We start from the raw sequence: 26,502 nt of genomic DNA on the forward strand, positions 1-26,502 counted from the left end.
CTCAGACCCTGGCTGTGTGGCGCATGGATGGAAGTCAGCGAGCCACTCTGCGACCTGTTGCAGGAGGTTTTCAGTGGCTTCACCGGGCATGCCGACCCAGGAAAAATATCTGCTCCACATCTGCTCTACCGAAGCAAAAACCAGCAAAACAGCGCATTGCCGAGCAATGACGCGCAAAGTAAGGTTCTCAATCAGAACAGATAGATACGCGAAAACACCATGTTTTCGTGCCCTGAGAGGCTTCCCTTAGGAGGCGGATGCTCTATCCACTGGGCTACCGGGGCGATCACGGCAGTTTAGCGAATTGGCCGGTCCAGCTGGCGCCACCGCCGGCACTTGCCAAACTACTTGTTGTTTGAATTGGATTTGGTTGTTTGCCCTGTACTTTCAAGCTAGCATCCTGACCGAATCAGGGCGTCACTTTCTCTTGAGTGGCGAAAGCTTTCCGGGGGGTCTATGGGCAGTCACCGTTACCTGCGGTTCATATGTGCCGCGCTGTGCGCGTTGACCGTGGCTGGCTGCGGCGGTAGTGGAAGCAGTGGCGAAGCCGGTTTCGGCGAAGGCGGAGGAGGAGGTGGCGGAAGCGCGTCGGCGTCCGCGGTCTCGATCTCGCTTCCCGGCGGCAACCAGCTGCCTGCAGACGCCGATTCGGTGGATGAAGGTCTGCCGGTGGTCGCGTTGGCGGTGGATCGCAACAACAATGCGGTGCCCGGCGTGCTGGTGACGTTCGCTGCAACGTCCGGAGAACTGGCGGTGATCAACGCCACCACCGACGACAACGGTCGTGCCTCCGCGACCCTGACCACGGCGAGCAATTCCCAACTTCGCGATATCACCCTGCTGGCTTCGGCCGGCGGTGCTCAGACCACCGCGGTGGTCAGTGTGGTGGCGCCGTCGCGCGACAACGAGCCCGATCCGCGGCTGGGCCTGATCCAGCCCGACGGCGGTTTCATGGCTGGCGTGATCGGCGTGGCGGTCAGTCCGCTTGCGTCGGGCGGTAGTTCCGGTCTGCGCATCGACGTCGTCGATGTGGCCAACGGCAACGCCTTGTTCACCGATCCGCTGGACGTGACGTTCAGCTCTTCGTGCATCAGCAGCAGTCTGGCCAGCGTCACGCCCAATCCGACCGTGTCGGCCAACGGTGCGGTGTCGGCCACCTACGTCGCGCAGGGTTGCAGCGGCGAAGACGTGGTCACTGCGCGCGTGGTGGTGGACGGCGTGGCGCGCACGGCGCAGGGCAGCATTCAGGTGCTGCCCTCGGTGCTGGGGGCGATCGAATTCGTTTCCGCCGAGCCCATCAACATCGGACTGCGCGGTGCGGGTCGCGCGGAGACTTCCACGGTGCGTTTCCGGGTGCGCAACTCGGCAGGCGGCCCGGTGGCCGATCAGCAGGTCACATTCTCGCTGAACACCACCTTGGGCGGCATCACGCTGGATCCGCCCGATGGCAGAACCAACACCGATGGCATCGTGCAGACGGTGGTGCGCTCGGGCACGGTGGCGACCGCAGTGCGCGTGACCGCCCGTGCCACACAGGACGGCAACACCGTATCCAGCCAGTCCGAACAGCTCACCATCACCACTGGCATTCCCGACCAGGACAGTTTTTCGCTTTCGGCCGAATGTCTGAACGTGGAAGGGCTCAACCGCGACGGCACCACCGCAGAGGTCACCCTGCGTGCGGCGGACCGATACAACAACCCGGTGCCCGATGGCACGGCGGTCAACTTCACCACCGAAGGCGGCTCCATCGACGGCAGTTGCGTGACATTGGGGGGCGCCTGCAGCGTGACCTGGACCAGTCAGGATCCGCGGCCCATTTCATATAATGGATGCAGTCCAAGCGGTGACAATGACAACGGCTGCTCGGTCATTGGCTCCCAGGGTGCTTCTCGCGCGGGTCGCAGCACTGTACTGGCTTTTGCCATCGGCGAAGAGACCTTCATCGACAGCGACAGCGACGGCCTCTTCGACGTGGTCAATCCGACGGAGACGTTCACCGATCAGCCCGAGGCCTGGCTGGACGTGGATGAAGACGGGCAGCGTGACACGCAATCGCATGTCGAGCCCTTCTTCGATTTCGGTGCCGACGGCATCAGTACCAACGGGGCCTACGATGGCCCTGACGGGCAGTTCAACGGCTTGCTGTGCGACAACAGCGATCCTGCGGACATCCTGTGCCCGACTCCTCGAACGATCCACGTTCGCGACACCGTCACGATCATCATGTCCGGCTCCAGCCCATTGATCGACCTCCAGCCGCTGGAGGGCGATGGCGGCGACGGCGGCGGTGACGTCCTGGTTTCGCCGGCGGACGCTTACAACCCTGATTCCGGGGTCATCACCATTGGTGCCAACGAATTTTTTGTTCTGAGGGTGGTCATTCGCGACGTCAACGAACAGCCGATGCCGGCTGACACCGAGATCGCGTTCAACGCCAGCGGCGACGCCGGGGCCATCCAGGGCACCAGCACCTTCGCAGTGCCGTGCTCGATCGACGACACCGCGGGCGGTAACGCATACGGTGTCGCCTTCAAGGGCGCCGATCTGGATGCCGGCGACCCCAATGGGGTCAGCACGCTCGAGTTGAGCGTGACCACGCCGGCTGGTTTGAACACCTTGTTCGCGTTCACGGTCGTAACCGAGGCGCCTGGCAGCGATTGAGTCGAACGCCATATGGTCCCAGAGGCCCGGGGCGTACCCGGGCCTTTTCATTTATGGGTGTGCTCGCTTGCCGCCAGCAAAGCGCTTCCGAGCATCGATTTCCTGCGTGCCGGTTGACGTGCGCATCCTGTACCGCCGGTCACGCCATCGTGGGTATCCAAATAAATTGAAGCGTAGAAAAGTTTTCTGTTGGCGAGATATTTCCGGACTGCTTGCCTTGATGTCGCTGCTCGTTGCCGGCGCGGCTCACGCCGACTGGCAGGCCCTGCGGGCCCTGGAACGCGAGGGTGCCGAAGTCAGTGCGCAGGTGCTGGATCTGGGCTCCGGCGATGTCCTGCAGGGCTTGCATGCCGCTACCCGGCGCGGTCCGGCCTCCATCACCAAGCTGGTGGTGGCCGCCGCCGCTTTGGACACCTGGCCGGCGGACAAGACGTTTGAGACTCGCGCGCTGGCGGCGGGCAAGATCGAAGACGGCGAGCTGCAGGGCGATCTGATTCTGCATGGCGACGGCGATTCCACGCTGGATCACCGCGACCTGTGGATGCTGGCCGGGCAGATCCGCGCCACCGGTCTGCGCAGCATTCGCGGCAACGTGGTGGCGCACCCGGTATTCGGTCCGCTGGGCTGCGACAACCTGGACCGCTGCGAGGCGCTGAGCCGCAGCGATACCGCATACAACGTGCCGATCTCGGCGCTGGGCGTGGATTACGGCACCTGGTGCATGGAGGTGGATGCCGTTCGACGCGGCGCCCCGGCCGCCCTGCGCGCCTGTGGCGGGGTCGCGCTGCCGATTCCGGTGGAGGGCCGCATCGACACGGTGTCGCCCACCGCGAAAGAGGCGTACTGGGCGGAGCGCCGTACGGTGGACGGACGCGACACCCTGCACGTGGGTGGCACCGTCCGCGAGGGCAAGCTGCAACAGATTCATCGCGCGATGTCAGACCCGGCCCTGGGCGCGGCACTGTTGCTCAGGCAGATGCTGGTGGAGCTGGGTGTGCGCGTGACCGGATCCGGCCAAGTGCGCCATGAGGCGCCGCCAGCCATCGCGATCACCCTGGCCCGCGTTCAGGGGCTGGCGCTGCGCGAGCAGCTTGGACGCATGTTGCGTTATTCCAACAACTACGTGGCCGACCTGCTGACTCTGAACATTGCAGCCGCGCGCGGTGCGCGCCCGCCCGAGCAATTGGGCGAGGCATCCGAGGTGCTGGCGCGTTTTGTCCAGGGTAGCGGCGCTGAGGGTGCGGACGCGCCGCGGCTTTACAGCGGCAGCGGCCTGACCCCCGAAAACCGGCTGTCGGCAGCGGAGATGGTGTCGATGCTGGCAACGCAATACCACGACGCCGAGACCTTCTCCGCGTTCTACGGCGGGCTGGTGGTGCCGCGTCAGGCGCCTTACGCGTTCCTGCGTCGCGGCAACGCGGCCTGGCTGGATCGGGTGGCGCTCAAGACCGGCACCATGAACGACCCCCGGTCGGTCTGCGCGGTAGCGGGATACCTGCGCCGCAAGGACGGCGGCTGGATGGCGTTTGCGGTCATGGTCAACGGCAGCGAGCGCAAGCGCCGGGTGCCGCTTTACAAGGCAATGGAGGCGATCCGCGCGGACATCGAGGACGTGCTGGCGCACCATTGAGGCGGGTGGCTCGATCGGGAGCGGTCCTGCATTGTCAGGCCGGGGGTGCGGCCAGTAAGGTGCATTCCTGGGGCACTTCACGGGGAGAATCTCGATGTCCAAGCTCGATGCGGTCAGCGTTCGCGACTACATGACCACGCAACTGGTGACGCTGTCGCCGCAGATGGAGGTGATGGCCGCCATCAATCAGTTGGTGAAGAACCGGATCTCCGGTGCGCCGGTGCTGGACGCCGACGGGCAGCTGGTGGGCATGCTGTCGGAAATGGACTGCATGCAGGTGGGCCTGATTGCGGCCGAAGACACCTGCGTGGCCGGCCCGGTCCAGCAGTTCATGAAGACCAGCGTAGTCGCGGTGTCGCCGGACGATAGCCTGACCCAGCTCGCGCAGATGTTCCTGAGCAAGCCTTACCGGCGCTTCCCCGTGTTGGAGGGCGGCAAGCTGGTCGGCCAGATTTCGCGCTCCGACGTTTTGCGTGCCATCAACGCCATGTGCTGAGCGTGGGTCGGGCGCAGAACCGATCGGGAGCGGACCGGCACGCCGAGGATGACGGCGCGGTACGCCTGGACAAATGGCTGTGGGCAGCGCGATTTTTTCGCACGCGCAACCTGGCCAGGCAAGCAATCGAATCCGGGCATGTGCGCTACCAGGGCGAGCGCGCCAAGGTCGGTCGTGCGGTGCGGATCGGCGCCGGCTTGCAGATCAGGCAGGGCTGGGACGAGCGCGAAGTGGTCGTGCTCGCGCTGAGCGATGAGCGTCGCGGCGCCCCCGAGGCGCAGCGACTCTACGAGGAGACCGCACAGAGCATCCGGGCACGCGAGGAAAAGCGCGAACTGCGTGCACAGGGACCGCGCTTCGACGACCCCAAACCCGACAAGCGCGACCGCCGCCAAGGCGCGCAGTTCAAGCGCAGCGCGGTTGATTCGTGAGCGCGGCGCGCGTGATCGACGACGCTGCCGGTATCGCCGCCCTGATCGGATCGGTTCGGCGCATCGCGGTGCTGGGGATCAAGACCGCGCAGCAGGCTCGTCAGCCGGCCTACTACGTGCCGGAGTATCTGGCACAGGCCGGATTCGAGGTGATTCCGGTGCCGGTATATTTCCCCGAGGTGCGCGAGATTCTGGGGCGGCCGGTGTTGCGGGCACTGCGCGATATCCGGGGCACGGTCGATCTGGTGAACGTGTTCCGTCGCTCCGAACAGGTCGCCGACCATCTCGACGATCTGCTGGCCTGCGCGCCGCGCGCGGTGTGGATGCAACTGGGCATTCGCGACGATGCGGTTGCGGCGCGGCTGGTCCAGGCAGGCATCGACGTCGTGCAGGATCGCTGCCTGATGGTGGAGCATCGTCGGCTGGTCTGAGCCGGGCGCTGGGTGCTAGGCGCATACGTGTTCGATTCAGGCTGGCGACGTTAAGCTTCCCATCCTCCGGGACACGGGCCAGTACCTGGCTCGATCCGCCAACTGCCTTGACTTCAGGTATGAATCGACGAGACCTGCTGAAAGCCGGCGCTTCGCTGTGTGCCGCCGGTATCCCCTTGCCGCTGGCGTTGTTCGCCCTGCCGGCGCAGGCGGTGCCGATCCGCCATGTGGGCAAGCGCCAACCCTTCGATTACGCCTGGCTCAAGGGCGAGGCGCTGAGCCTGTCCGCCCGGGAGTATGTGTCGCGCAAGGGCGAACTGCCCGAGCAAGTGGCAAATCTGGATTGGGACGCCTACCAGGCCATCCGCTATCGCGACGAACATCGACTTTGGCGCGATGACGATCGCTTCTTCGAGGCCGCGTTCTTCCATCTGGGGCTGTTCTTCAAGTCGCCCGTTCACATCTACGATCTTGCCGACGGACAAGCGCAGGAAATCGCCTACGACCCGGCCATGTTCGATTACGGCAAGAGCGGGGTGAACGGCCGCAAGCTGCCCAGGGACCTGGGCTTTGCCGGATTTCGGTTGGTGTTCCATACCGATCCGGTGCGGGACGTGGCCGCGTTTCTCGGCGCCAGCTACTTCCGCGCAGTCGGGGGTGAATGGCAGTACGGGCTGTCCGCGCGAGGCTTGGCTATCGACTGCGGCATGGATCGGCCGGAGGAGTTTCCCGACTTTGTCGCGTTCTGGCTGGAGCGCCCGGCAACCGGGTCCAACAAGGTCACCGTCTACGCGTTGCTGGATTCGCCCAGCGTGGCGGGGGCTTACCGTTTCGACATCACCCCCGGGGACACCCTGGTGATGGACCTGGACGTGGCTCTGTACCCGCGCAAGCCCATCGAGCGACTGGGGATCGCGCCGCTGACCAGCATGTACCAGACCGGCGAAAACGACCGCCGCAAGGCCAACGACTGGCGCCCGGAAATTCACGACTCCGACGGTCTGTCGATGTGGCGCGGCAACGACGAATGGGTATGGCGGCCGCTGACCAACCCGCGCCACCTGCGCTTCAACGTGCACGTGGACGAAAATCCGAAGGGCTTCGGCCTGCTGCAGCGTGACCGCAACTTCGAAAACTACCAGGATGACGGCGTGTTCTACGACCGCCGCCCCAGCCTTTGGGTGGAGCCGCGCGCCGGCTGGGGCAAGGGCTCGGTGCAGTTGCTCGAACTTCCGACCGAGGACGAGACCTTCGACAACATCGTCGCGTTCTGGTGTCCCGAAACCCCCACCCAGCCTGGACAGGAGCTGCTCTACAGCTATCGCCTGCACTGGGCCGGCAACCCACCGGTGCGGCCGTCGCGCGCGCGCGTCGTGGCCACACGGCTCGGCATCGGAGGCGTCATCGGCCGGCCACGGCCCTATTACTCCCAGCGTTTCGCGGTCGATTTCGCCGGCGGCGATCTGTCGCTGCTGGGACCCGAGGCGGGTGTGGAGGCGGTGATCACCACCTCCCGCGGACGGGTGGAGATCACCTCGGCGCGGCCGCTGCACTCGGTGCGCGGTTATCGGGCGATGTTCGATCTGGTCCCCCCGGACGATTCCGAACAAGCCATCGACCTGCGCCTGTTCCTCAGTGTCAACGGTCAGCCGTTGAGCGAAACCTGGCTGTATCAATGGACGCCGCCGCCGGTATCGGAGCGGCGCCTGAGCTAGCCCGCATTTCTCACGGGTCGCCGGAGAATCCCTTGCCATTTTCCGTCCTCGCAGCGTTCTTCGAGTTCGGTTCCGAAACAGACAGTCGGAAGATTCTCCGTCTGGATCGGCGCTGGCCTGTCTGCGGTGCGCAGGGCTTGGGGTTCGCTCCACCCCGGCGCCCTGCACGTCCTCGACCTACGGCCATCGCTCGATCCCCCTGTGAGAAATGCGGGCCAGACCTCTTCACGCGAGGTTGATCGCTGCCGCCAGTGGTACCCCGGGCGGTGTCGTGGCGACCGGCGCATCTCCGTAGGCCAGCATCTCGCCCGGCTTGCTGCCGCTTTCGATGCGGTAATCCAGCGTCCGCAACAAGGCGCCGCAGTCGACGCGCAATCGCGTGCTGTGGACCGACAGCAGCACGGTCGGCCGGTGCAGGGCCAGACAGCGCAGCGCACCTCGCAATGCCAGCAGCTCGGCGCCCTCGACGTCCATCTTGATGAAATGCGGCGGCGGGATGCGTCCGCTGTCGATCTCGTCGTCAAGGCTGACGACCTTCATCGCGCCGTGACCTAGAGTGCCCAGTCGTCCGCGGCCGGTGCCCTTGCCGTGGTCGAAATCCGCGAAGCCTGCGGTTTCGGCCACACACGCGGCGAGCACGTTGACGTTGGCGATCCGGTTGGCGCGCAGATGGGCGCGCAGATACTTCAGATTCAGGGCCAGCGGCTCGATCGCCACCACCGTGCCTTGGGGCCCGACCTGTTGCGCGGCCAGCATGGTCAGGTAACCGACATGCGCGCCGATGTCGTAGACCGTAGCGTCGCGAGGGATCAGGCGGACGAACTGTTGTACCGCGGAGCGATCGTAGCGCCCCCGTATGAAGCGCATGCCGCAGAACAACCCGATCCACTGACCGCGCAAGGGTCCCGAGCGAATCGGCACTCGCAGCCAGGCGAAGCGCGCCTTGAGCCTAACGTAACGTTTTCACACGCCACCGCTCGGGTTTAGGAAGGTCGGGTTTAGGCGGACGACGATGACAATCGCGGGAAACCGGGCGGGCGCGACTGGGCAGCCAGGTCGTACTACGGGCCAGCTGGCCGCATCTCGGGCCAGTTCTTCTGCGCCGTCTGGATGCGGACAACCTGCTCGGCGCTCCACTGCTCAGCAACCGCCTCGTTGTAGTTCAGGTAGAGCCGATCGTCGACAACACTCCAGACAGTGGGATCGCTGTTGGCGGTATAGCCTTCACTGACGGCGTAAGCGCAATAGCCGCCGAACTGGGGCGCGTATTTCGCGGGATCGGCCGCAAACGCGTCGCGGTTCTCGGCGCTGGAAAACAGCCATTTCGCGCCGTTCCAGACATGATGGAACTGAGGCTCGCCCGGCACCGCCTGCCCTTGAGCGAAGTAGGCCACGGGATCGTAGCCGCCAATGGCGCCCGTGGCGTCCGCGTAGACGGCCTGGCCGGAAAACACGCCCAGCGACTTCAGATAAAGGAAGCCGCCGACGCTCATCAGCATCAGCAGCAATGACGAGCCGATCAGAATGCGGCGCAGGCGCATGGACGTTCCGGGGTGCGAGGACATCGAATCCTAAACGGCCCGGCTCGGGTCTGTCCCGGCCGCAGTGGTGTCGAAGTGCCTGCCCGCGCGGGCAGGCACTTCGACGTCAAGATCTGAAGAGTTCAACCTATTGCGGCTGATTTTCCTGGATACGCTCCCTGCGCTCCACCGCCTGCTCGCGGCGCTGCTCGCGCGTGGCGTCGGCCCGATCCCGGTGCAGTTCCTTGCGTGCCTCGCGACCTTCCTGCCGTCGTTCCTGGCGCTCGTCGCGGTGTTCGCGCAACTGCTCCCGGCGCTCGTCCGCACGCTCGGCGGCGCTGTCTTCGGCGACGGCGGTGCCCGTGGCCAGGTTGCCGGCCAGCAGCGCGGCCGCTAACGCGATCAGGGTCTTGTTCATGGCGTTTCTCCAAGCGAGGTGAGGGTGACGGATCATGCGGCGCCTTTAACGAATGACGGATGAACGGGGTAAACGGTTGCTACGAGGCCCCGACCCGTCGCGCGACCCGCCGCCGCCGCAGCGAGGCGCCGAAACTTGCGGATCACGTTTACGCCCACGCGATCCTGCTGGCCTGGCAACGTTGATAGGCTTGCCGCCCATGGACAAGCCCAAATCCAGGAAAGCACCGGCCAAGGCTGCCAAGGCCGCGCCGTCCGCTCGCGGCACGCGCCGCAGTCACGCCGCGCGTCTGACGACGCGGGCATCCGCGCAGCCGCAGAGCAAGGACGGCGACGCCAAGCGTCCGCGCGGCGCCGAGGTGCGCGAGCGTGTGCTGCACGCAGCGCTCGAATGCTTCGGCGCGTTCGGTTTCGAAGGGACCTCGACGCGCGCGGTGGCCGAGCGCGCCGGCATCAGCCACACCCTGCTGCTCTATCACTTCGACTCCAAGGACAAGCTATGGCTGAGCACGATGGAGGACGTCATCGGCCGCTATCGCCACGAGTTCGAATTGCGTCTGAAGCACGTGGACCGCCAGGACTCCGCCGCATGCCTGCGAGCCTTTATCGAGAACTTCGTGCGCTTCTCGGCGCAGGTGCCGCAGCTGTATCGCATCATGACCCAGGAGAGCACGCAGGGCAGCGAGCGCATCCATTGGCTGCTGGACACCCACCTGCGCGCTTCCTTCAACGATGTGCGCGACATGATCCGGCGCGGCCAGGCCGCCGGCGCGGTGCGCGAAGGCGAATCCGCGCGGCTGTACTACGCGATCATCGGTCTGGCCGGCACGCTGCTGTCGGTGTCCACCGAGTTCAAGCTGCTGGCCGGGCGCGACGTGTTCGCGGAGGCCGAGATCCACCACACCATCGGGTTTATTTTCGACTTCGTGTTTGTGTAGGGAGCCTGTTCGCCGAAGTATTTGCCACGGATTTCACGGATGACACGGATTGAAAGTCGGCTACTTGCCAGCGCCGGGCAAGGCCCCCAATCGGTGCAGCAAAGATTCTCAGCAGGCTTATGTTTGGATCCGTGCTTATCCGTGAAATCCGTGGCTGAAACGCTTCTCCCAGGCTGATCGTCTACCCCGCGCGCCGGCGCCGGCGCACCGCACGGACCTTGCCGCTGGGACCACCGCCGCAATAGAACAGGTCGCCGCCGTCGGATTCCAGGCCGCTGACGCCGATGCCGGGCGGCATCTGCAGTTGCTCCAGCACTTCGCCGCTGGCGGGATCGATGCGACGCAGGTCGCTGTCGTCACCTTCCCAGGTGCCGTGCCACAGCTCGCCGTCGACCCAGGTCACGCCGGTGACGAAGCGATTGGACTCGATGGTGCGCAGCACCGCGCCGGTGTCGGGATCGATCTGGTGAATCTTGCGATCGCGATACTGGCCGACCCACAGGCTGCCCTCGGCCCAGGCCATGCCGGAGTCGGCGCCGTGGCCCGGCGCCGGAATGGAAGCCAGCACCTTGCCGCTGGCGGGATCGATCTTGTCGATGCGCGCCTCGGCGATCTGGTAGAGAAATTTGCCGTCGAAGGCGGTGCCGGCGTCGCCGTTGCAGGCCAGCGTCTGCGCGATCTGGCCGCTGTCGGGATCCAGGGCGAGCAGGCGGGCGCCGGTGGCGGCCCACACCCGGCTGCCGTCGTGGGTGACGCCGTGGATGCTCTCGGCACCGGGGTAGGGGCCGTACTCGCGCACGATCTCGGCGGTGCGGGTGCGGTTGTCGACGGCGGTATCGCGAGGCCTGACTGCAGTGTTCATCTGTGGTTCTCCTGTGGGACGCCGGAGCGGCGCCGTGGCAACAATCTATCCAGGCGCCAGCACAGCAGGGAGTAACAAGTTCGTCGTGAATCCGGTCAGCGGCGGCGCCAGCCAGCGCTGCGCGCGAGCACGTCCGACCGAACGTGCGCGTCCTTCGGCTTCCAGGGCCACCAGGGCGCGCTGGATGGTGCGCTGACTGGCGCCCAGGGCCAGCGCCAGCGCGGACGTGGACCAGGCGGCGCCGTCGCCGAGCAGCGCCAGCAGCGAGGCCTGGTCGCCGTCGATGGGGGGCAGCAGCACGGCGACCTCGCGTTTGCCATGCGCGATGAGCGCGAAACCACGCGCGCTGGCCTCGATGCGCGCCAGCTGCGCGACCAAGGCACGCAGCCGCCCGATTTCTACGCGCAGGCGTGCACGGTGGGTGTCGTCGGGTCGGCGCATGCGGAACGCGCGGGCAATCAGCGCATTGCGATCGACATCGCCGGGCCAGGCCGTGGCGAGCGCGCACAGGAGTTCAAACAGCAGGGGTCGGCGCGCCAACGGCAGCCAGAACCCGTCTGCGCGCAGGCCGCGGCGGCAGGCGTCGATCACCAGCGTGCCCGAGGCCAGCAGCGCCTCGACTTCGTGCAGACGCAGGACCTGATGTGCGCCGTCCCGCACCCGCCGCGCGGCGGGCCGATCCAGCGCAGCACGCGCCTCTTCCACCTCGACGCGCAGCGCCGGGACACGCGCCCGATCCGCGGCGTCGCTGGCGCGGTCCAGCGCTGCACTCGCCGCTGCGGTGCGCAAGCCGCGCAGTGCCAGCTCGGCGCCGGCCAGTTCGGCCACCGCCTGCAGCGCGGGCGGCATCCCGCGGGTGTCGAGTGTGGCCAGTTCGGCACCGGCCTGATCCAGACGACCCAGCAACAGCAGCCGGCGCAGCGCGATCAGGCGCGCCTGCAAGGCATTGGCGTGATCGCCGCGCGCTGCCAGTGCCGCCGCCGCTGCGGCCAGCGTGCGCGGCGAACCGCCCAGATCGCGCATCGCCAGCGCCACTTCGGCGGCGGCCACCACGCAGCGTGCGCGTGCCAGTTCCTCGTGTGCACCGAAGCCACGCGCGGCGCGGCGCAGCAAGTCCCGCGCGCGGGGATGCTCGCCGAGCTGGGCCATGGCGATGCCGCGCAGCGCCAGCGCTGGCGGATCGTCGCGCAGGCTGACGTGCTTGAGCGCGCCCAGCGCATCGCCGACGGCAAGCGCTCGTGCGGCTGCGGCGATCAGGGAGTCCATCGGTGCATGCTAATCGGGCCGTGCAGAAGGGTCGCGGCCGCACGCAGCGGGTAGACGGTTCGAACCGCAGCGGTCGGTGTCCGCCCCAGCTTTTTCCGCGCCCCCGCACTGGTGCACCATGTCGGAGCGGAGCGCTGGCCCTCCGCGATCCTCCCACCCACTGGCAGAGGGACATGCGATGCGCGCAGCAACCTTTCGCGGCATCGGTGAGGCATTCGAGATCGGCCAGGTCGACGACCCGGTCGCGCGGCCGGGCAGACTGATCCTCAAGCTGCTGGTCGATCAGCTGTCGATGGCGACGCACTGAATGAACCGGCCTTCGACCTCTCCCGAACCCAGCACGAACCTATCCGGAGCACTCATGTCCGACCTGATCCGCAACAACCTGGCCGTGGCGCAACGCTACGTCGATCTCTACAACACCGATCCCGAGCGCTTCGTGCGCGAGTGCTACCACAGCGATTACACGGTGGGCGTGATGGGTGTCGGTTCGTTCGAAGGCATCGACAAGTTCATCGAGGTGGAGAAGAGCGTGTGGAACGCCGCCCCCGGACGACGCATGCGCGTGGCGCACATGCATGCGACCGAAACAGCCGTGACCGTCGAAGCGGTCGTCGTCGACGAATCGCGCGGCAAGGACTGGGGCATTCCCTTCTGCGCGGTGCTGGAGATACGCGGCGACAAGATTGCAGTCGACCGCACCTACGCCGACTTCAAGGATTGGCCGGGGCTCGCGGGATAACCATAAGCTGCCGGTCTTCCAAATTTTCTTTTCGCAAAATTTATCCTTTCGGAAACCGAGATCCATCCATGGCGACGCATACGTTTGACGACAGCAACATCAACTGGAAACGGCTCGGCGATTACGAGCATCTGCACTTCTCGATCCTGGCCATCGACGAAACCAACGGTATCGCCGACGTGCTGTTCAAATTTGCCGCCAACGAGAAGATCGTTCTGCATCGGCATCTGGCGCACAACAATACCTTCGTGGTGCAGGGCGAACACCGCCTGTACAAGCCTGATGGCTCGATCAAGGAAATCCGCGCGGTCGGGTCCATGACTTCGAGCCCGCCAGCAGAGGAGCCGCATCGCGAGGGCGGCGGCGACCAGGACGTCATCATCGCCTTCAGCATCCGCGGGCGCGGCGTGCTCTACGAGCTGCTCGACGACGACATGCAGGTCATGGGCACCATCAGCATGCAGGACCTGATCGAGCTGAAGAAGGCCGGCTGAATGCCGGCACTCTGCTGCCATCGCGCTGGCGCCAGCTTTGATTCGCACATGACGCTCCTGATCACGCCTTCCGGACAAGCCTGCGGGGCTACGGTGACCGGCGTGGATCTGTCGCGGCCGCTGGATGCCGCGAGCGTGAAAGCGATACGCGCGGCCTGGCTGGAACACCATGTGCTGGCGTTTCCGGACCAGGTGCTGAGCGACGATGACCTGGAGCGCTACACGCGGTGCTTCGGCGACTTCGGCGAGGACCCTTTCATCGCGCCGATCGAAGGGCGCCAACACGTCATCGCGGTGGAGCGACGCGCCGACGAGACCTCGTCGCTGTTCGCCGAGACCTGGCACAGCGACTGGAGCTTTCAGGCGCGACCGCCGGCCGGCACCTGCCTGTACGGCATCACGATTCCCCCGGTGGGCGGCGACACTCTGTTTGCCAATCAGCACGCCGCGCTGGCGGCCATGCCCGATACCTTGCGCAGGCGGATCGACGGCCGCATCGCGATCCACTCTGCCAGGCGCGCTTACGCCCCCGACGGTCTTTACGGCGCCAGCGACCGCAAGGGCCGCTCGATGGTGATCCGGCCCTCGAAAGATGCCGAGCACACGCAGCGACATCCCTTGATCCGCCGGCATCCCGAGAGCGGCCGCGAAGGGCTGTTCGGATGCTTCGGCTACATCATCGGCATCGAGGACATGATCGAGGCCGAGGCGGTGCCGCTGCTGATGGAGCTCTACCAGTGGCAATCGCGCGAGGCGTTCTGGTATCGCCATCGCTGGCAGCCGAACATGCTGGTGATGTGGGACAACCGCTCACTACTGCATGCGGCGACCGGAGGTTACGCCGGCCACCACCGCTTGCTGCACCGGACCACCATTGCGGCTGCTTGAGACATCAGGCTGAATTCAACCGAGTTCGGCGCGCCCCAGGTGCTGCATCAACTGATCGGTGGTCAGGGGATGAAACGGCCCGCTGCGCGCGTCGCGGTAAAGCTTCTCCAACACGTGGCCGCGACGGAACGCACCGCCGCCGACCAGACGCATGCCGATGTCGACCACGCGGATCGCGTTTTCGGTCGACACCACCTTGGGAATTTCCAGCCAGCCCAGGCGCAGAGACGGATCGGCCGGCAGGTCGCGATCTTCGTTCAAGCGTGTCGCTGCCACCTCGATGCAATTGGCGGCGGTTTCGATCAGCACGCGCATTTCGCCAATACCGACCTGCACCAGTTGCTGTTCGCTGAGCTTGACGTCGGCCGCTTCGGACACCGCGCCCAGGCGCTTCTTGCGCAGGATGGCGAGGGTCTCGTCGTAGGCGCGTCGCGCCAGGCCAAGATAGATCGAGGCGAAGCTCAGGGTCTGCCATTCAAGGTTGGCGAACAGGCCGGGCCGGAACGCCGCCGACACCAGATCGGCCTGCGGCACGAAGACATCCTCGAACACCACGGTTTCGGTGCCCGAAGCGCGCATGCCCAGCGCATCCCAGGTCTTCTCGATGCGCACGCCGGGGGCGGTGGCGGGGCAGACCAGCATCACTTCGCGCGCCGCGCGCTCGGCATGGTCGCCGGGCAGTTCGCCATTGGGGTTGGTGACGGTGGCATTGAAGGTGTGGAAGTCGGCCACCAGCGACAGCGTGCCCCAGCTCTTGCGCCCGCTGACGCGATAGCCGCCTTCCACCGGCACCGCGCGCGTATCGGCCAGCCCCATCACGCCGGCGCGCGTCTCACTGTAGGCGCCATCGAACAGATGCCCGTGCTGCGCCACACCGGGGAAGAAGCGCGCCTGGTGTTCGGCGCTCCACATGCCGCGGAAGAAGCCAATCACGCCGAAGTGCATGTTGAATCCCAGCGTGATCGCCGGATCGCCGTAGGCCAGCAGTTCGACGCAGCGCGCGGTGGTGGCAATGTCGGCGCCCCAGCCACCGTAACGCTTCGGAATGTTGAGCCCGGGCAGGCGCAATTCGCGAACGCGTGCCGCCATCGCGTGAGGAAACGAATTCTCGGCGTCGTGTCGCGGACCGACCGCGCGGAATTCCTCGGCCAGCTCGCGGCAGACGGCGAAGGCGTGTTCGCGTTCGTCCGCACTCATTTCGACGACATGGACGGGAGTGGGCATGCGCGGTTGCTCCGGAAGCGGGTTGGATTCCCTGCCCGATTCGACCGCCGCAGGCCTGCCAGCGACAAGTAGGCCGATCACTGAACTCGCAGGGGCATCGTCCTGCATGGCCGAGGGCCTGCTGGCGCGGCGCGGGTGCTGCGATACTGCGCGCCATGATCATCCCGCCCCAGGAGCCGTCATGTCGGACACGCCCAGCTACATCCTCTACGACAACCCGGCCGAGCACGTCGCCCGCATCACGCTGAACCGCCCGGCGCAGGCCAACTCGCAGGACACCCACCTGCTGTACCAGCTCAATGAGGCGTTCGACCGCGCCGCGCATGACGACGATGTCCACGTCATCATCCTGGCCGCCAACGGCAAGCACTTCTCGGCCGGCCACGACCTGATCGAGCCGCTCGAAGACTATCCGCAGAACATGGGCGAGCACCGCACCGTGTTTCCGCTGTGCGGCTTCGGCTGCGCCGGGGCGGCGTCGCAGATGGCGCGCGAAGAGGAAATCTACCTGGGCTTCTCCGAGCGCTGGCGCAACATTCCCAAGCCGACCATCGCGGCCGTGCAGGGCAAGTGCATCGCCGGCGGCCTGATGCTGGTGTGGCCCTGCGACCTCATCATCGCCAGCGAGGATGCGCGCTTCAGCGACATGACCGTCACCCTCGGCGTCGGCGGCATCGAATACTTCACCCACGTCTGGGAAATCGGCATCCGCAAGGCCAAGGAGATGCTGTTCACCAGCGACGAGTTCACCGCGCAGCAGGCACAGGACTGGGGCATGGTCAACCAGGTGGTGCCGCGCGAGGCACTCTCACAGGCAGCAGTGGACATGGCGGTGAAGATCGCGCGCAAGCCGCCGTTCGCGCTCAAGCTGGTCAAGAAGGCGCTCAACGGTTCGGTCGACGCCCAGGGCCGCGACATCGCGATGCAGAACGCCTTTCACCTGCACCAGCTCGCCCATACCCACAACCTCAAGCTCTACGACCAGCTCATCGATCCCAGCGGCCTGTCGCCAGCGATCCGTAAGGGCTCCGGGTAAGTGACGAACCTGAAACTATATGCCACGGATTTCACGGAGGACACGGATCGAAAATCAGCGACCTGCGCGTGCCGCACGTCACCCTGCACTGTGGGGGTGCTCAGGCCGAAGCTGACCAGGAAGTCCAGGTTGGTTCTGGAGGCATCGTCGATCTCCACGATCAAGGGCGAGTCCAGTGCCGGGAAGGCGCCGCAGGCTTCGCCTTCGTCGCCGATGAAGCCGTCGTTGGCGCTGTCGGTGCCGGAGTAGCCGTAGGGTGGGCAAAGGCCGCAGAGAGCGGCGAGGCTTTGCAAGCCCTACATTCCGCACCATTCCCGTAGGGCGGGCCATGCCCGCTGGCGACGTCCGATACGGGGCAGACACGGCGGGCACGGCCCGCCCTACGGTTGGCGCAGGCCGTAGCACGGCGGCCAATTGCGCTGCCTCCAGCGACTGCACTGCAATACATGCCGGTGGAGGGTGGCACCGATACGCTGCCCGGTATGTGACATTCGTCACATCTTCCCTGGTCGTCGCCGCGGAATAAGCGTGCTCGACTATTCGATCATCAAACCGGCCCGCCCAATGAAAAAACCCCTGCCGATGACCCGCTCGTCACACCTGCGTCGTGGCCTGAGGCTGTCCTATCTCGACAGCGCCCCCGGCGACACCGAACGCCCGGTGGCGCTGTTGCTGCACGGCTTCCCGGACGAGGCGCGCATGTGGGACGGGGTCATTCCGAAGCTGCATGCCGCGGGGTATCGCTGCATCGCGCCGGACACCGTGGGTTGCGGCGAGTCCGACATGGCGGCCCGACGTGGCGATTACCGGATCGCCGAGGTCTGCGCCGATTTCATGGCCTTGCTCGATCACCTAGGGGTGGAGCGGGTGACGCTCGTCGGACACGACTGGGGCGCGGCGCTGGCCTGGTATCTGGCCATCCATCATCCCGGAAGGATCACGCAACTGGTGGCGGTCTCGGTCGGCCACCCGACCGCTTTCGCGCGCGCTGGGCTGAAGCAGAAGCTGCGCAGTTGGTACATGGTGTATTTCACGGTGGCCGGACTGGTCGAGCGGATGCTGTTGGGCTCGGGTCCGCTCAGTGCCCGCCGCCTGCTGGCCTCGCACCCCGACGTGGACGGGGTGCTCGAGCGCATGCGCCAGCCCGGCCGCCTGACCGCGGGGCTGCGTCTCTACCGCGCCAACCTGCTCACCCTGCTGCTGAAGAGTTTTGCGCCTGCGCAGTGCCCGGTGCTGGGCATCTGGAGCGACGGCGATGTCTATCTCACCGAGCGCCAGATGCTGGACTCCGAGCCCAGGGTCAAGGCGTCTTTTCGCTATCGGCGGGTTATCGGCGGGCATTGGATTCCGCTGGATCAGCCCGAGCGCCTGGCGTCGGAGATTCTCGATTTTGCAGCACCCGTTCGTTCGTAGCAGTAGGGCGGCCCGTGGCCGCCGGGGTTGGGACATGAATCAAGGTCGGATGGCGGGCACGGCCCGCCCTACAACCGATCAAAAGAACGCGACAGCAGGAAAAGGAGAGCCGCAGACATGAACACAACGAGCACAACCATCGATTGCGAGCTGTGCGTGATCGGGGCCGGCATCGCCGGGCTCAACGCACTGCACTCGGCCTCGCGCTATCTCAAGCCCACTGATCAGGTCGTGCTGATCGACGCCCGTCCCGGGGCGGGCGGCATGTGGCGGGACACCTACGACTACGTGCGCCTGCATCAGCCGTACCAGATGTTCACGGTGGGCGACATTCCCTGGGTGCTGAAGAAGCCCGCTACTTATCTCGCCGACAAGACCGAGGTGGGCGAGCAGTTAACGCACTGCATGGCGCAACTGCGTCAGAGATTTCAATTGCAGGAACACTACTGCCACCGCTATCTGGCCCATCAGGAATCCAGTGATGCCGAAGGTCCCGTCGAGATCCAGTGCAAACGGATCAACGACGGGCAGCGGCTGCGCGTTCGCGCACGGCGTCTGGTCAAGGCGATCAGCTACGACATCAAACCCAGTGCGGCGATGAAGTTTTCGAGTAGCGCGGTGCGCTCGCTGAGTCCGCACGACTTGGGCGCGAACGCGGCGACGCTCGGTGCCGACGATGCCCCGGTGTATGTCGTCGGCGGCGGCAAGACGGCGATGGACACCGCGCATCTGCTCGTCCGGCGGTTTCCAGGACGCGACATCCGCATGCTGATCGGTGAGGGCTGCCTGTTTCTGGATCGCAGCAGAAGCAGCGCGACCGGCTGGCGGCGCTGGTTCGGCGGCCAGGTGGCGTTCGAGACCTTCCTGGACACCGCGCTACGGTTTGACGGCGGCAACATCCAGGCGACCTACCAGCACTTCCTGTCGCACCACGGCCTCGCACTCAACGAACGCGCGCGGCAGTTTCAGTTCGGCGCCATTTCACCCGAGGAGATTGCGGCGATCCGCAGCAGCGCGCGCGAAGTGATCGAGGATTACTTGGTCGACGTGACCGATGGCGATGACGGCCCGCTACTGCAACTGCGCCAGGGACAAGCCCGGCCCATTCCAGCCGGGAGCTGGTTGATCAATTGCACCGGCTACATCGCGCGCGACGTAGGCCTGGCCCCTGAGCCCTACATTTCCGAAGGCGGCAAAGTACTGTCAATCAACCAGACCTCGATGGTGTTCTTTCTCGGCAGTTTCAGCGGCTATTTCCTGACCCACCTGTTCTACCGCGACCGCCTGCGCGACTTGCCGCTGTATCAGGGCGACGTGACCGCCCTGCGCGGGCCGAACAAATCGGCTCTCGGCGTTATCGGCGCGACCCAGACCGTGCTCAACGTGCTGCTGTGCATGCAGGCCTTGCCGGTGTCGGTGTTCAACGAATGCCGGCTGGATTTCAACCGCTGGTACCCGCTGCCGCGCCGCTTGCCAATTCTGTTGCGCTTCCAGATCAACAGCGCCAAGTACCTCAAGCATTGCCGCGCCGCGCTGGACCGTATCGAAGCCACGACCGGGGTGCGTTGGGGTGTGCTGCCGCATGTACAGGCTGCGGCGACCAACATGATGGACAAGGCGGCGTAAACCGTAGGGCGCACCTTGTCCGCCGTGTTTGGCACGTGAACCAATCCCTGTCGGCGGGCGCGGCCCGCCCTACGCGATAAGCGATGTGCAGTAGCCGTAGGGTGGGCAAAGGCCGCTGGCGCGCGCGCGTGGGCACGTGAGCCGCGGAGAGCGGCGAGGCTTTGCAAGCCCTACATTCCGCACCATACCCGGGTGGGCAACCACGGTTGCCCACCCGGAATCCGGCAACCGGCACCGCGCAACACCCGTCCCATCGCAACGCCATCGCGACAGCGCAACACCGACGACGCCGCCCCTCGCCGGGCGGCGTTTTTCATGGGCATGCTCGATGACGCGACGACCACGGCGGGCAGATGCAACCTGCCCGCCCTACGGCTCCTGCCAGTGGATCAGCCATCAGGAAACTCGAACCCTGTCTGAACCGGCATGCGGCTGCGTTGCGGTCGCCAGATGGGGTGCCGTCCCGTCGGGACGGGCGGCGGGGTCGGGTCAAGGTTGGGCCGGAACGTCGGACAGTAGCCGATACCCCGCCCGCGGCGGACGTACACCTCCCTGCACGGTGGGGGTGCTCAGGCCGAAGCTGACCAGGAAATCCAGGTTGGTTCTGGAGGCATCGTCGATCTCCACGATCAAGGGCGAGTCCAGCGCCGGGAAGGCGCCGCAGGCTTCGCCGTCGTCGCAGATGAAGCCGTCGTTGTCGCTGTCGGTGCCGGAGATGAGCTGGTAATTGCCCGGCGCGACGTTCTGGAACGAGAACGCGTAGGTGCCGTCGTTGCCGATGCTCACCTCGTCCTGGGCCAAGGCTGCCGAGGTGGCGGGGTCGATCAGCAGCACATACTGCTTGCCCGCATCGATCCTGCCGCTGACCTGACCCACCGAGATCAACACCGGCACGCTGACGGTGTTGATTGCAGAAGTGAAAGTGAGGGTGGCTGCGAGGGTGCCGTCGGTCAGTCCGCTGCGATCCACCACCACCTGGTAGCGGCCGAGCCCGTCGTCGTCGATCGCTTGCGCGCTCACGCTCAGCCAGGGCGCATCGTCGGAGACCGAGGTCACCGCCAGGGCGCCGGTGCCGGCGTTGGTCACGTCCACGGTGGCAGTGGTCAGCGTGTTGCCGAAGTTGAGCGAATCGGGCTGCGCCGACAGGCGCGGGTTGTCGGCCGGCGCCTGACCATTGGCGAGACGGATGGCCTCGCGCACCGCCAGGTTGGCGTCGATCAGGCCGTGGCCGAACGAGCTGTCGCGACCCGGCGTGCCGAGGTCCTCGGTGATGGAGCCGCCGGCGAGCAACTGATCGAGCTGCGCGGGGGTCAGGCGGGGGTTCACCGCCTTCATCAGCGCCACCACGCCGGCCATGTGCGGTGCGGCCATGGAGGTGCCCTGCAGAAAGCCGACGCCGTCGCGGATCGGCAGGCTGCTGTCGCTGGACAGGGTGCTGAGCACGCCGTCGGGGTTGGCGCGCGACTGGTCGCCGCCGGGCGCGGCGACGTCCACCGCGGCGTTGAACTGCGAATACGGCGCGCGCTGCTTCTGCCGCCCGACCGCAGCCACCGACACCACGCCCGGATACGAGGCGGGAAAACTCTGCCGCGAGTCGCCGCTGTTGCCGGCGGCGGCGATCACGATCAAGCCGGCGTTGACCGCCGCCGCATACGCGGCCTGCTCGCTTTGCGAGGCGGTGTCGGCGCCCAGGCTCAGGTTGATGAGGTCGGCCGGTCGCGGCGGCAGTTGTCCGGTCGCGTTGTTCAGGCCGGCGGCGTAGAGCACGGCATTCTGGATGTCGAAGCTGCTGCCGCTGCCGCCGGCACCCAGTACGCGCAGCGGCATGACGCGGGTGTCCCAGCCGACCGCGGCGGCGCCGAACCCTCCGTTGTCGGTGGCCGCGCCGATGGTGCCGGCGACGTGGGTGCCGTGGAAGCTGCTGTTGCCGGCCAGGCCGCCGTCGCCCGGATCGTCGGCATTGCCGTCGATGCCGTTGCCGTCCAAGGAGCGGCTGGGGTCGCTGACGAAATCGAAACCGTCAGGATCCAGCGGGTCGAACTTGCCGACCAGATCCGGGTGATTCAGGCGCACCCCGGTATCGGCCACCGCCACGATCACATCGGGCGAGCCGGTGGTGATGTCCCACGCCTGCGGCAGGTTGATCAGGTTGTAATGCCACTGCTGGTTGAAGAACTCGTCGTTGGGCACCGCGCTGGCGCGGCGGATCAGGTTGGGCTCGGCGTAGGCCACGCCGGGCTGACGGGCGATGGCCTTGATCGTCGTGAGGGTGGCGATCCTGGCGGCGAGATCGGGGTCGGCGATGCGCAAGCCATTGAGATCGTCCGACGTCTGCGACTTCGCGCGCGTGGAGATGTCCAGCAAGTCGACCCCGCCCGGCACGCCGGCCAGCCAGTCGCCGCCCATGGACTTGGCGCGTGCCTGCGGCGCAGTGCCGTCTTCGGCGCGGTACTGCACCAGCACCTGGTCCGGCATGAACTCCGCCTGCGTGCTCATGGCTGAGATCGTGGCCGGCGCGCTGCCACCAGCGCCGGGCTGGGTGATGGTCAGCACGTAGTTGGAGGCACCGGCAAAGGCGTTGACCTGAATGATGTAGGTCGCAGTGCCGCTGCCCGGCACGGTCAGCGATTCGAACTTTCCAGTGTCCAGCGATTGGTCGACGATATTGAGATTGCTGTCGGCCAGGGTCAGATCCAGATCGTTCGCAGCACCGTCCTCGGCGATGAACAGGTTGATGATCTGGCCGCCGGCCAACTCCACCTGGAAGACGTCGAACTCGTCGGTCGCCAGATTGGCGTAGCCGCCCAGGGTCACCGGGTTGCGGATGAGCTGCGGCGTGTTGGTGAAGTTGTTGGAGACGCTGGGGACGGTGGGATCGGCGGTATCGCTGTCGATGGCGGCATCGCCGGCCGCGGTCATGCTGCCGCTGAGACTGAAGGGACCGGGCGCCGGGCTTGGTGTCGGGGTCGGCGAGGGTGTCGGGGCGGGCGCCGGGCTTGGCGTTGGGGTGGGCGCCGGAGTCGGCGTCGGGGCGGGCGCTGGACTGGGGGTTGGCGCCGGCGCCGGACCGGCGGAACTGCCGCCGCCACCGCATCCCGCCAGCGCGAAAGACAATGCAAAGCCGGCGAGAGCGTGGCGCATGGCAGAACCCGAAAGTCGGCGGATAGACGACGACCAGACTAGCGCAGGCGGCATGCGGCAGCGAGCACAACTGTTACGTGACGCACAGCGCTTGCTTCGCCGCTTCGTCGACACCGCGACCCTCGCGATAGCGGCGGGTGCCGGCTTCCAGCCTTGCGGTCGCGTGCGCCGAAGGACTGTACCGAAGGTCTGCGCCGATTAGGCCCCCGCCTGGGTCCAGGCGCGTCGGCTTCAGCGCTACATGTTGCGCCGGTAACGGCCCCCCACCTCGAACAGGGTCTGGGTGATCTGGCCCAGCGAGCAGTGACGCACCGCGTCCATCAACACGTCGAAGGTGTTGCCGTTGTTCATCACGGTGTCGCGCAGCCGCTGCAGCACGCGCTGACCTTCGTCGCGATTGCGCGTCTGGAAGTCCTTGAGCCGGGCGAGCTGGCTCTGCTTCTCGTCGTCGGTGGAACGCATCAGCTCGATCGGGCCGGACGCCTCCTCACCCTTGGGATTGCGGAAGGTGTTGACGCCGATCAGGGGCAGCGAACCGTCGTGCTTCTTGTGCTCGTAGAGCATCGACTCGTCCTGGATCTTGCCGCGCTGGAAGCCGGTTTCCATCGCGCCCAGCACGCCGCCGCGCGAGGAGATCGCCTCGAACTCGCGCAGCACCGCTTCTTCGACCAGATCGGTCAGCTCGTCGATGATGAAGCTGCCCTGCAGGCCGTTCTCGTTCTTGGCCAGGCCGAACTCGCGGTTGATGATGAGCTGGATCGCCATGGCGCGGCGCACCGACTCCTCGGTCGGCGTGGTGATCGCCTCGTCGTAGGCGTTGGTGTGCAGGGAGTTGCAGTTGTCGTTGATCGCGATCAGCGCCTGCAAGGTGGTGCGGATGTCGTTGAAGTTCATTTCCTGCGCGTGCAGTGATCGACCGGAGGTCTGCACGTGGTACTTGAGCTTCTGCGAACGCTCGTTGGCGCCGTACTTGTTCTTCATCGTCACCGCCCAGATGCGACGCGCCACGCGGCCGATCACCGAGTATTCCGGGTCCATGCCGTTGCTGAAGAAGAACGAAAGATTGGGCGCGAAGTCGTCGATGTGCATGCCGCGCGCCAGGTACGACTCCACGTAGGTGAAGCCGTTGGACAAGGTGAACGCGAGCTGCGAAATCGGGTTGGCCCCGGCCTCGGCGATGTGATAGCCGGAGATCGACACCGAGTAGAAGTTCTGCACCTTGTGGTGCACGAAGTATTCCTGGATGTCGCCCATCATCTTGAGCGCGAACTCGGTGCTGAAGATGCAGGTGTTCTGACCCTGATCCTCTTTCAGGATGTCGGCCTGCACGGTGCCGCGTACGGTCGACAGCGTGTAGGCCCGGATCTTGGCGAGTTCGTCGTCGCTGGGATCGCGATCGTTGTCGGTCTTGAACTTGTCGACCTGCTGTTCGATGGCGGTGTTCATGAACATCGCCAGGATCATCGGCGCGGGCCCGTTGATGGTCATGCTGACCGATGTGGTGGGCGCGCACAGGTCGAAGCCCGAGTACAGCACCTTCATGTCGTCCAGCGTGCAGATCGACACGCCGGAGTTGCCGATCTTGCCGTAGATGTCCGGGCGCAGGTCCGGGTCCCAGCCGTACAGCGTCACCGAGTCGAACGCGGTGGACAGGCGGTGCGCGGGCATGCCCTCGGACACGCGCTTGAAGCGCTTGTTGGTGCGGAAGGCATCGCCTTCGCCGGCGAACATGCGGGTGGGGTCTTCGCCCTCGCGCTTGAACGCGAATACGCCGGCGGTGTAGGGGAACGAGCCCGGAACGTTCTCTTTCATCAGGAAGCGCAGGGTCTCGCCCTCGTCCTCGAAGCGCGGCAGCGACACCTTGCGGATCTTGGTACCGGACAGCGATTCGCTGGTGAGCCTGGTGCGGATCTCCTTGTCGCGCACCTTCACCACGTACTCGTCCTTGGAATACAGCTCCTGCTCCTTGGGCCACTGCGCCAGCAGCTTGCGCGCGGCCGGCAGCAGCTCGCCGTCCTTGGACGAGATCAGCTCGTCCAGTCCGGTCACCGGCTGGCCGGCGGCTTCCAGCAGCGCCTTGGCGGTCTTGAGCGACTGGCGCTCGCGGGCCACCCGCGCCTGCGCCGCCACGTCCTTGTGATAGCCGCGCACGGTTTCGGCAATCTCCGCCAGATAGCGGGTGCGATCCGCCGGCACGATGGCGCGGCTGCTGGTGCTGGCGCTGACCTCGACCTTGGGCAACTTGCCCGGCTGCGGTTTGAGGCCCTTTTCCGCCAGCCGCGGAAGGATCGCCTGGTACAGCGCGGTGACGCCGTCGTCGTTGAAGCGCGAGGCCATGGTGCCGTATACCGGCATGCTGTCGGGACGCTGGGTGAACAGCTCGCGGTTACGCTGGTACTGCTTGCGCACGTCGCGCAGCGCATCTTCGGCGCCCTTGCGGTCGAACTTGTTGATCGCCACGAAATCCGCAAAGTCCAGCATGTCGATCTTCTCGAGCTGGCTGGCGGCGCCGAATTCCGGCGTCATCACGTACAGCGACAGGTCCACGAACGGCACGATGGCCGCGTCGCCCTGGCCGATGCCGGAAGTCTCCACAATTACCAGGTTGAAACCTGCGAGTTTGCAGGCGGCGATCACTTCCGGCAGCGCGGCGGCGATCTCCATGCCGGTGTCGCGGGTGGCCAGCGAGCGCATGTAGATGTTCTCGCCCTCGATCGCGTTCATGCGGATGCGATCGCCCAGCAGCGCGCCGCCGGTGCGCTTGCGCGACGGGTCGATCGAGATCACCGCAACCCTGAGCCGATCCTCCTGATCCAGGCGCAGGCGCAGGATCAACTCGTCGGTGAGCGAGGATTTGCCGGCGCCGCCGGTGCCGGTGATGCCCAGCACCGGGGCCGCGACGGTCTTGGCGCGTTCGATCAGGTCCTGGCGCAGCGCGTCCGGGTAGGTGCCGGCCTCCAGTGCGGTGACGATGCGCGACAGCGCGCGCAGGTCGCCGCCCTGCAAGGCCTCGTCGACCTTGGCGGCGGGTGGCGCGGCACTGGCCAGATCGGCATCGGACTTGGACAGCAGATCGTTGATCATGCCCTGCAAGCCCAGGGTGGCGCCGTCTTCGGGCGAGTAGATGCGGGTGACGCCGTACTCCATCAGCTCCTTGATCTCGGAGGACACGATGACGCCGCCACCACCGCCAAAGACCTTGATGTTCTCGCCGCCCTGCGCGCGCAGCAGATCGACGATGTACTTGAAGAATTCGATATGCCCGCCCTGGTAGGAGGTAATGCAGATGCCGTGAGCGTCCTCCTGCAGTGCGGCGTTGACGATCTCGCCGGCCGAGCGGTTGTGTCCCAGGTGGACCACTTCGGCGCCGGAGCCCTGGATGATGCGGCGCATGATGTTGATCGAGGCGTCGTGGCCGTCGAACAGCGAAGTGGCCGTGACGAAGCGGACCTTGTTGGCCGGCTTGTAGGGCATCAGCTTGGCGGGCATGGAAAGATCGTTCATGGCGGGCGTGTCGGGCTGGTTTTCGAACCGTGGAAGGTAACCCAGGCGCGCCGCCATCGCGATG

At 66.0% G+C, this 26,502-nt stretch carries 24 protein-coding genes; 15 read left to right on the top strand and 9 right to left on the bottom strand.

The window, feature by feature from the left end; translation table 11 throughout:
* Positions 1–27: 27 nt before the first annotated feature.
* The 7 genes from ACOOHP_RS01270 to ACOOHP_RS01300 all read left to right on the top strand — a co-directional run bounded on the left by ACOOHP_RS01270 (position 28) and on the right by ACOOHP_RS01300 (position 7,367).
* Entirely contained in the window at positions 28–204 is a 177-nt protein-coding gene (locus ACOOHP_RS01270; protein ID WP_420464653.1) for a hypothetical protein, read from the top strand.
* 447 nt (positions 205–651) lie between these two features.
* Complete coding sequence (locus tag ACOOHP_RS01275) at positions 652–2,664, top strand: hypothetical protein (RefSeq protein ID WP_420464654.1); 2,013 nt, start codon at positions 652–654, stop codon at positions 2,662–2,664.
* 220 nt (positions 2,665–2,884) lie between these two features.
* Positions 2,885–4,294, top strand: a complete 1,410-nt coding sequence (gene dacB, locus ACOOHP_RS01280) for a D-alanyl-D-alanine carboxypeptidase/D-alanyl-D-alanine endopeptidase (protein WP_420464655.1) — start codon at positions 2,885–2,887, stop codon at positions 4,292–4,294.
* Positions 4,295–4,388: 94 nt separating this feature from the next.
* Positions 4,389–4,790 (top strand): CBS domain-containing protein, encoded by a 402-nt coding sequence (locus ACOOHP_RS01285; RefSeq protein ID WP_420464656.1) that lies wholly within the window; start codon positions 4,389–4,391, stop codon positions 4,788–4,790.
* A 2-nt stretch (positions 4,791–4,792) separates the two neighbouring features.
* Positions 4,793–5,221 carry an RNA-binding S4 domain-containing protein gene (locus ACOOHP_RS01290; RefSeq protein WP_420464657.1) on the top strand — a complete coding sequence of 143 codons (429 nt, stop codon included), beginning with the start codon at positions 4,793–4,795 and terminating at the stop codon, positions 5,219–5,221.
* Complete coding sequence (locus ACOOHP_RS01295) at positions 5,218–5,652, top strand: CoA-binding protein (protein WP_420464658.1); 435 nt, start codon at positions 5,218–5,220, stop codon at positions 5,650–5,652. Before ACOOHP_RS01290 ends, ACOOHP_RS01295 begins: the two co-directional genes overlap by 4 nt.
* A gap of 119 nt (positions 5,653–5,771) precedes the next feature.
* Complete coding sequence (locus tag ACOOHP_RS01300; RefSeq protein ID WP_420464659.1) at positions 5,772–7,367, top strand: glucan biosynthesis protein; 1,596 nt, start codon at positions 5,772–5,774, stop codon at positions 7,365–7,367.
* A gap of 225 nt (positions 7,368–7,592) precedes the next feature.
* On the opposite strand, the gene ACOOHP_RS01305 is transcribed toward ACOOHP_RS01300, so the two are convergent.
* The 3 genes from ACOOHP_RS01305 to ACOOHP_RS01315 form a co-directional block, all read right to left on the bottom strand.
* Positions 7,593–8,288 carry an FkbM family methyltransferase gene (locus ACOOHP_RS01305; protein ID WP_420464660.1) on the bottom strand — a complete coding sequence of 232 codons (696 nt, stop codon included), beginning with the start codon at positions 8,286–8,288 and terminating at the stop codon, positions 7,593–7,595.
* Between the two features lie 140 nt (positions 8,289–8,428).
* The gene (locus ACOOHP_RS01310) at positions 8,429–8,908 is read right to left on the bottom strand and encodes a YHS domain-containing (seleno)protein (protein WP_420464661.1); all 480 of its coding nucleotides are present in this window, start codon (positions 8,906–8,908) and stop codon (positions 8,429–8,431) included.
* 127 nt (positions 8,909–9,035) lie between these two features.
* Positions 9,036–9,305 carry a hypothetical protein gene (locus tag ACOOHP_RS01315; protein ID WP_420464662.1) on the bottom strand — a complete coding sequence of 90 codons (270 nt, stop codon included), beginning with the start codon at positions 9,303–9,305 and terminating at the stop codon, positions 9,036–9,038.
* A gap of 199 nt (positions 9,306–9,504) precedes the next feature.
* Here ACOOHP_RS01315 and ACOOHP_RS01320 point away from each other — a divergent pair, with 199 nt between their 5' ends.
* On the top strand, positions 9,505–10,242 hold the full coding sequence (locus tag ACOOHP_RS01320) for a TetR/AcrR family transcriptional regulator (RefSeq protein WP_420464663.1): 738 nt from the start codon (positions 9,505–9,507) through the stop codon (positions 10,240–10,242).
* A 181-nt stretch (positions 10,243–10,423) separates the two neighbouring features.
* Here ACOOHP_RS01320 and ACOOHP_RS01325 read toward each other — a convergent pair whose 3' ends face one another.
* Positions 10,424–11,104, bottom strand: coding sequence for a hypothetical protein (locus ACOOHP_RS01325; protein WP_420464664.1), 681 nt, complete (start codon positions 11,102–11,104; stop codon positions 10,424–10,426).
* A gap of 45 nt (positions 11,105–11,149) precedes the next feature.
* Positions 11,150–12,370 carry a helix-turn-helix domain-containing protein gene (locus ACOOHP_RS01330; RefSeq protein WP_420464665.1) on the bottom strand — a complete coding sequence of 407 codons (1,221 nt, stop codon included), beginning with the start codon at positions 12,368–12,370 and terminating at the stop codon, positions 11,150–11,152.
* A gap of 178 nt (positions 12,371–12,548) precedes the next feature.
* Here ACOOHP_RS01330 and ACOOHP_RS01335 point away from each other — a divergent pair, with 178 nt between their 5' ends.
* The 4 genes from ACOOHP_RS01335 (at position 12,549) to ACOOHP_RS01350 (ending at position 14,494) form a co-directional block, all read left to right on the top strand.
* Positions 12,549–12,677, top strand: a complete 129-nt coding sequence (locus ACOOHP_RS01335) for a hypothetical protein (RefSeq protein WP_420464666.1) — start codon at positions 12,549–12,551, stop codon at positions 12,675–12,677.
* A gap of 54 nt (positions 12,678–12,731) precedes the next feature.
* Entirely contained in the window at positions 12,732–13,112 is a 381-nt protein-coding gene (locus tag ACOOHP_RS01340) for a nuclear transport factor 2 family protein (protein ID WP_420464667.1), read from the top strand.
* Between the two features lie 68 nt (positions 13,113–13,180).
* Positions 13,181–13,606 (top strand): cupin domain-containing protein, encoded by a 426-nt coding sequence (locus tag ACOOHP_RS01345; RefSeq protein WP_420464668.1) that lies wholly within the window; start codon positions 13,181–13,183, stop codon positions 13,604–13,606.
* A gap of 48 nt (positions 13,607–13,654) precedes the next feature.
* Complete coding sequence (locus ACOOHP_RS01350; RefSeq protein WP_420464669.1) at positions 13,655–14,494, top strand: TauD/TfdA dioxygenase family protein; 840 nt, start codon at positions 13,655–13,657, stop codon at positions 14,492–14,494.
* Positions 14,495–14,509: 15 nt separating this feature from the next.
* On the opposite strand, the gene ACOOHP_RS01355 is transcribed toward ACOOHP_RS01350, so the two are convergent.
* Entirely contained in the window at positions 14,510–15,718 is a 1,209-nt protein-coding gene (locus ACOOHP_RS01355; protein ID WP_420464670.1) for an acyl-CoA dehydrogenase family protein, read from the bottom strand.
* A 181-nt stretch (positions 15,719–15,899) separates the two neighbouring features.
* Here ACOOHP_RS01355 and ACOOHP_RS01360 point away from each other — a divergent pair, with 181 nt between their 5' ends.
* Positions 15,900–16,754, top strand: a complete 855-nt coding sequence (locus ACOOHP_RS01360; RefSeq protein WP_420464671.1) for an enoyl-CoA hydratase — start codon at positions 15,900–15,902, stop codon at positions 16,752–16,754.
* Here the strand turns inward: ACOOHP_RS01360 and ACOOHP_RS01365 are convergent.
* Positions 16,694–17,047 carry a hypothetical protein gene (locus ACOOHP_RS01365; RefSeq protein ID WP_420464672.1) on the bottom strand — a complete coding sequence of 118 codons (354 nt, stop codon included), beginning with the start codon at positions 17,045–17,047 and terminating at the stop codon, positions 16,694–16,696. The two genes, ACOOHP_RS01360 and ACOOHP_RS01365, sit on opposite strands and share 61 nt — an antisense overlap.
* A 271-nt stretch (positions 17,048–17,318) precedes the next feature.
* Here ACOOHP_RS01365 and ACOOHP_RS01370 point away from each other — a divergent pair, with 271 nt between their 5' ends.
* Together ACOOHP_RS01370 and ACOOHP_RS01375 are read left to right on the top strand one after the other, a co-directional pair.
* Positions 17,319–18,167, top strand: a complete 849-nt coding sequence (locus ACOOHP_RS01370) for an alpha/beta fold hydrolase (protein WP_420464673.1) — start codon at positions 17,319–17,321, stop codon at positions 18,165–18,167.
* Positions 18,168–18,284: 117 nt separating this feature from the next.
* On the top strand, positions 18,285–19,793 hold the full coding sequence (locus tag ACOOHP_RS01375) for an NAD(P)-binding protein (protein ID WP_420464674.1): 1,509 nt from the start codon (positions 18,285–18,287) through the stop codon (positions 19,791–19,793).
* A 489-nt stretch (positions 19,794–20,282) separates the two neighbouring features.
* On the opposite strand, the gene ACOOHP_RS01380 is transcribed toward ACOOHP_RS01375, so the two are convergent.
* Positions 20,283–22,712, bottom strand: a complete 2,430-nt coding sequence (locus tag ACOOHP_RS01380) for a S8 family serine peptidase (RefSeq protein ID WP_420464675.1) — start codon at positions 22,710–22,712, stop codon at positions 20,283–20,285.
* Between the two features lie 459 nt (positions 22,713–23,171).
* The gene (gene icmF / locus ACOOHP_RS01385; protein ID WP_420464676.1) at positions 23,172–26,438 is read right to left on the bottom strand and encodes a fused isobutyryl-CoA mutase/GTPase IcmF; all 3,267 of its coding nucleotides are present in this window, start codon (positions 26,436–26,438) and stop codon (positions 23,172–23,174) included.
* Between the last annotated feature and the right edge of the window lie 64 nt (positions 26,439–26,502).

Source organism: Panacagrimonas sp. (assembly GCF_965216805.1).
GTDB lineage: Bacteria > Pseudomonadota > Gammaproteobacteria > Nevskiales > Nevskiaceae > Panacagrimonas.

Coding starts and splice junctions, on each gene's coding strand:
- ACOOHP_RS01270 (WP_420464653.1), top strand. CDS start 28: ATGGAAGTCAGCGAGCCACTCTGCGACCTGTTGCAGGAGGTTTTCAGT.
- ACOOHP_RS01285 (WP_420464656.1), top strand. CDS start 4,389: ATGTCCAAGCTCGATGCGGTCAGCGTTCGCGACTACATGACCACGCAA.
- ACOOHP_RS01310 (WP_420464661.1), bottom strand. CDS start 8,908: ATGCGCCTGCGCCGCATTCTGATCGGCTCGTCATTGCTGCTGATGCTG.
- ACOOHP_RS01355 (WP_420464670.1), bottom strand. CDS start 15,718: ATGCCCACTCCCGTCCATGTCGTCGAAATGAGTGCGGACGAACGCGAA.
- ACOOHP_RS01300 (WP_420464659.1), top strand. CDS start 5,772: ATGAATCGACGAGACCTGCTGAAAGCCGGCGCTTCGCTGTGTGCCGCC.
- ACOOHP_RS01350 (WP_420464669.1), top strand. CDS start 13,655: ATGACGCTCCTGATCACGCCTTCCGGACAAGCCTGCGGGGCTACGGTG.
- ACOOHP_RS01325 (WP_420464664.1), bottom strand. CDS start 11,104: ATGAACACTGCAGTCAGGCCTCGCGATACCGCCGTCGACAACCGCACC.
- ACOOHP_RS01370 (WP_420464673.1), top strand. CDS start 17,319: ATGAAAAAACCCCTGCCGATGACCCGCTCGTCACACCTGCGTCGTGGC.
- ACOOHP_RS01380 (WP_420464675.1), bottom strand. CDS start 22,712: ATGACCGCGGCCGGCGATGCCGCCATCGACAGCGATACCGCCGATCCC.
- icmF (WP_420464676.1), bottom strand. CDS start 26,438: ATGAACGATCTTTCCATGCCCGCCAAGCTGATGCCCTACAAGCCGGCC.
- dacB (WP_420464655.1), top strand. CDS start 2,885: ATGTCGCTGCTCGTTGCCGGCGCGGCTCACGCCGACTGGCAGGCCCTG.
- ACOOHP_RS01330 (WP_420464665.1), bottom strand. CDS start 12,370: ATGGACTCCCTGATCGCCGCAGCCGCACGAGCGCTTGCCGTCGGCGAT.
- ACOOHP_RS01360 (WP_420464671.1), top strand. CDS start 15,900: ATGTCGGACACGCCCAGCTACATCCTCTACGACAACCCGGCCGAGCAC.
- ACOOHP_RS01335 (WP_420464666.1), top strand. CDS start 12,549: ATGCGCGCAGCAACCTTTCGCGGCATCGGTGAGGCATTCGAGATCGGC.
- ACOOHP_RS01375 (WP_420464674.1), top strand. CDS start 18,285: ATGAACACAACGAGCACAACCATCGATTGCGAGCTGTGCGTGATCGGG.
- ACOOHP_RS01315 (WP_420464662.1), bottom strand. CDS start 9,305: ATGAACAAGACCCTGATCGCGTTAGCGGCCGCGCTGCTGGCCGGCAAC.
- ACOOHP_RS01320 (WP_420464663.1), top strand. CDS start 9,505: ATGGACAAGCCCAAATCCAGGAAAGCACCGGCCAAGGCTGCCAAGGCC.
- ACOOHP_RS01340 (WP_420464667.1), top strand. CDS start 12,732: ATGTCCGACCTGATCCGCAACAACCTGGCCGTGGCGCAACGCTACGTC.
- ACOOHP_RS01345 (WP_420464668.1), top strand. CDS start 13,181: ATGGCGACGCATACGTTTGACGACAGCAACATCAACTGGAAACGGCTC.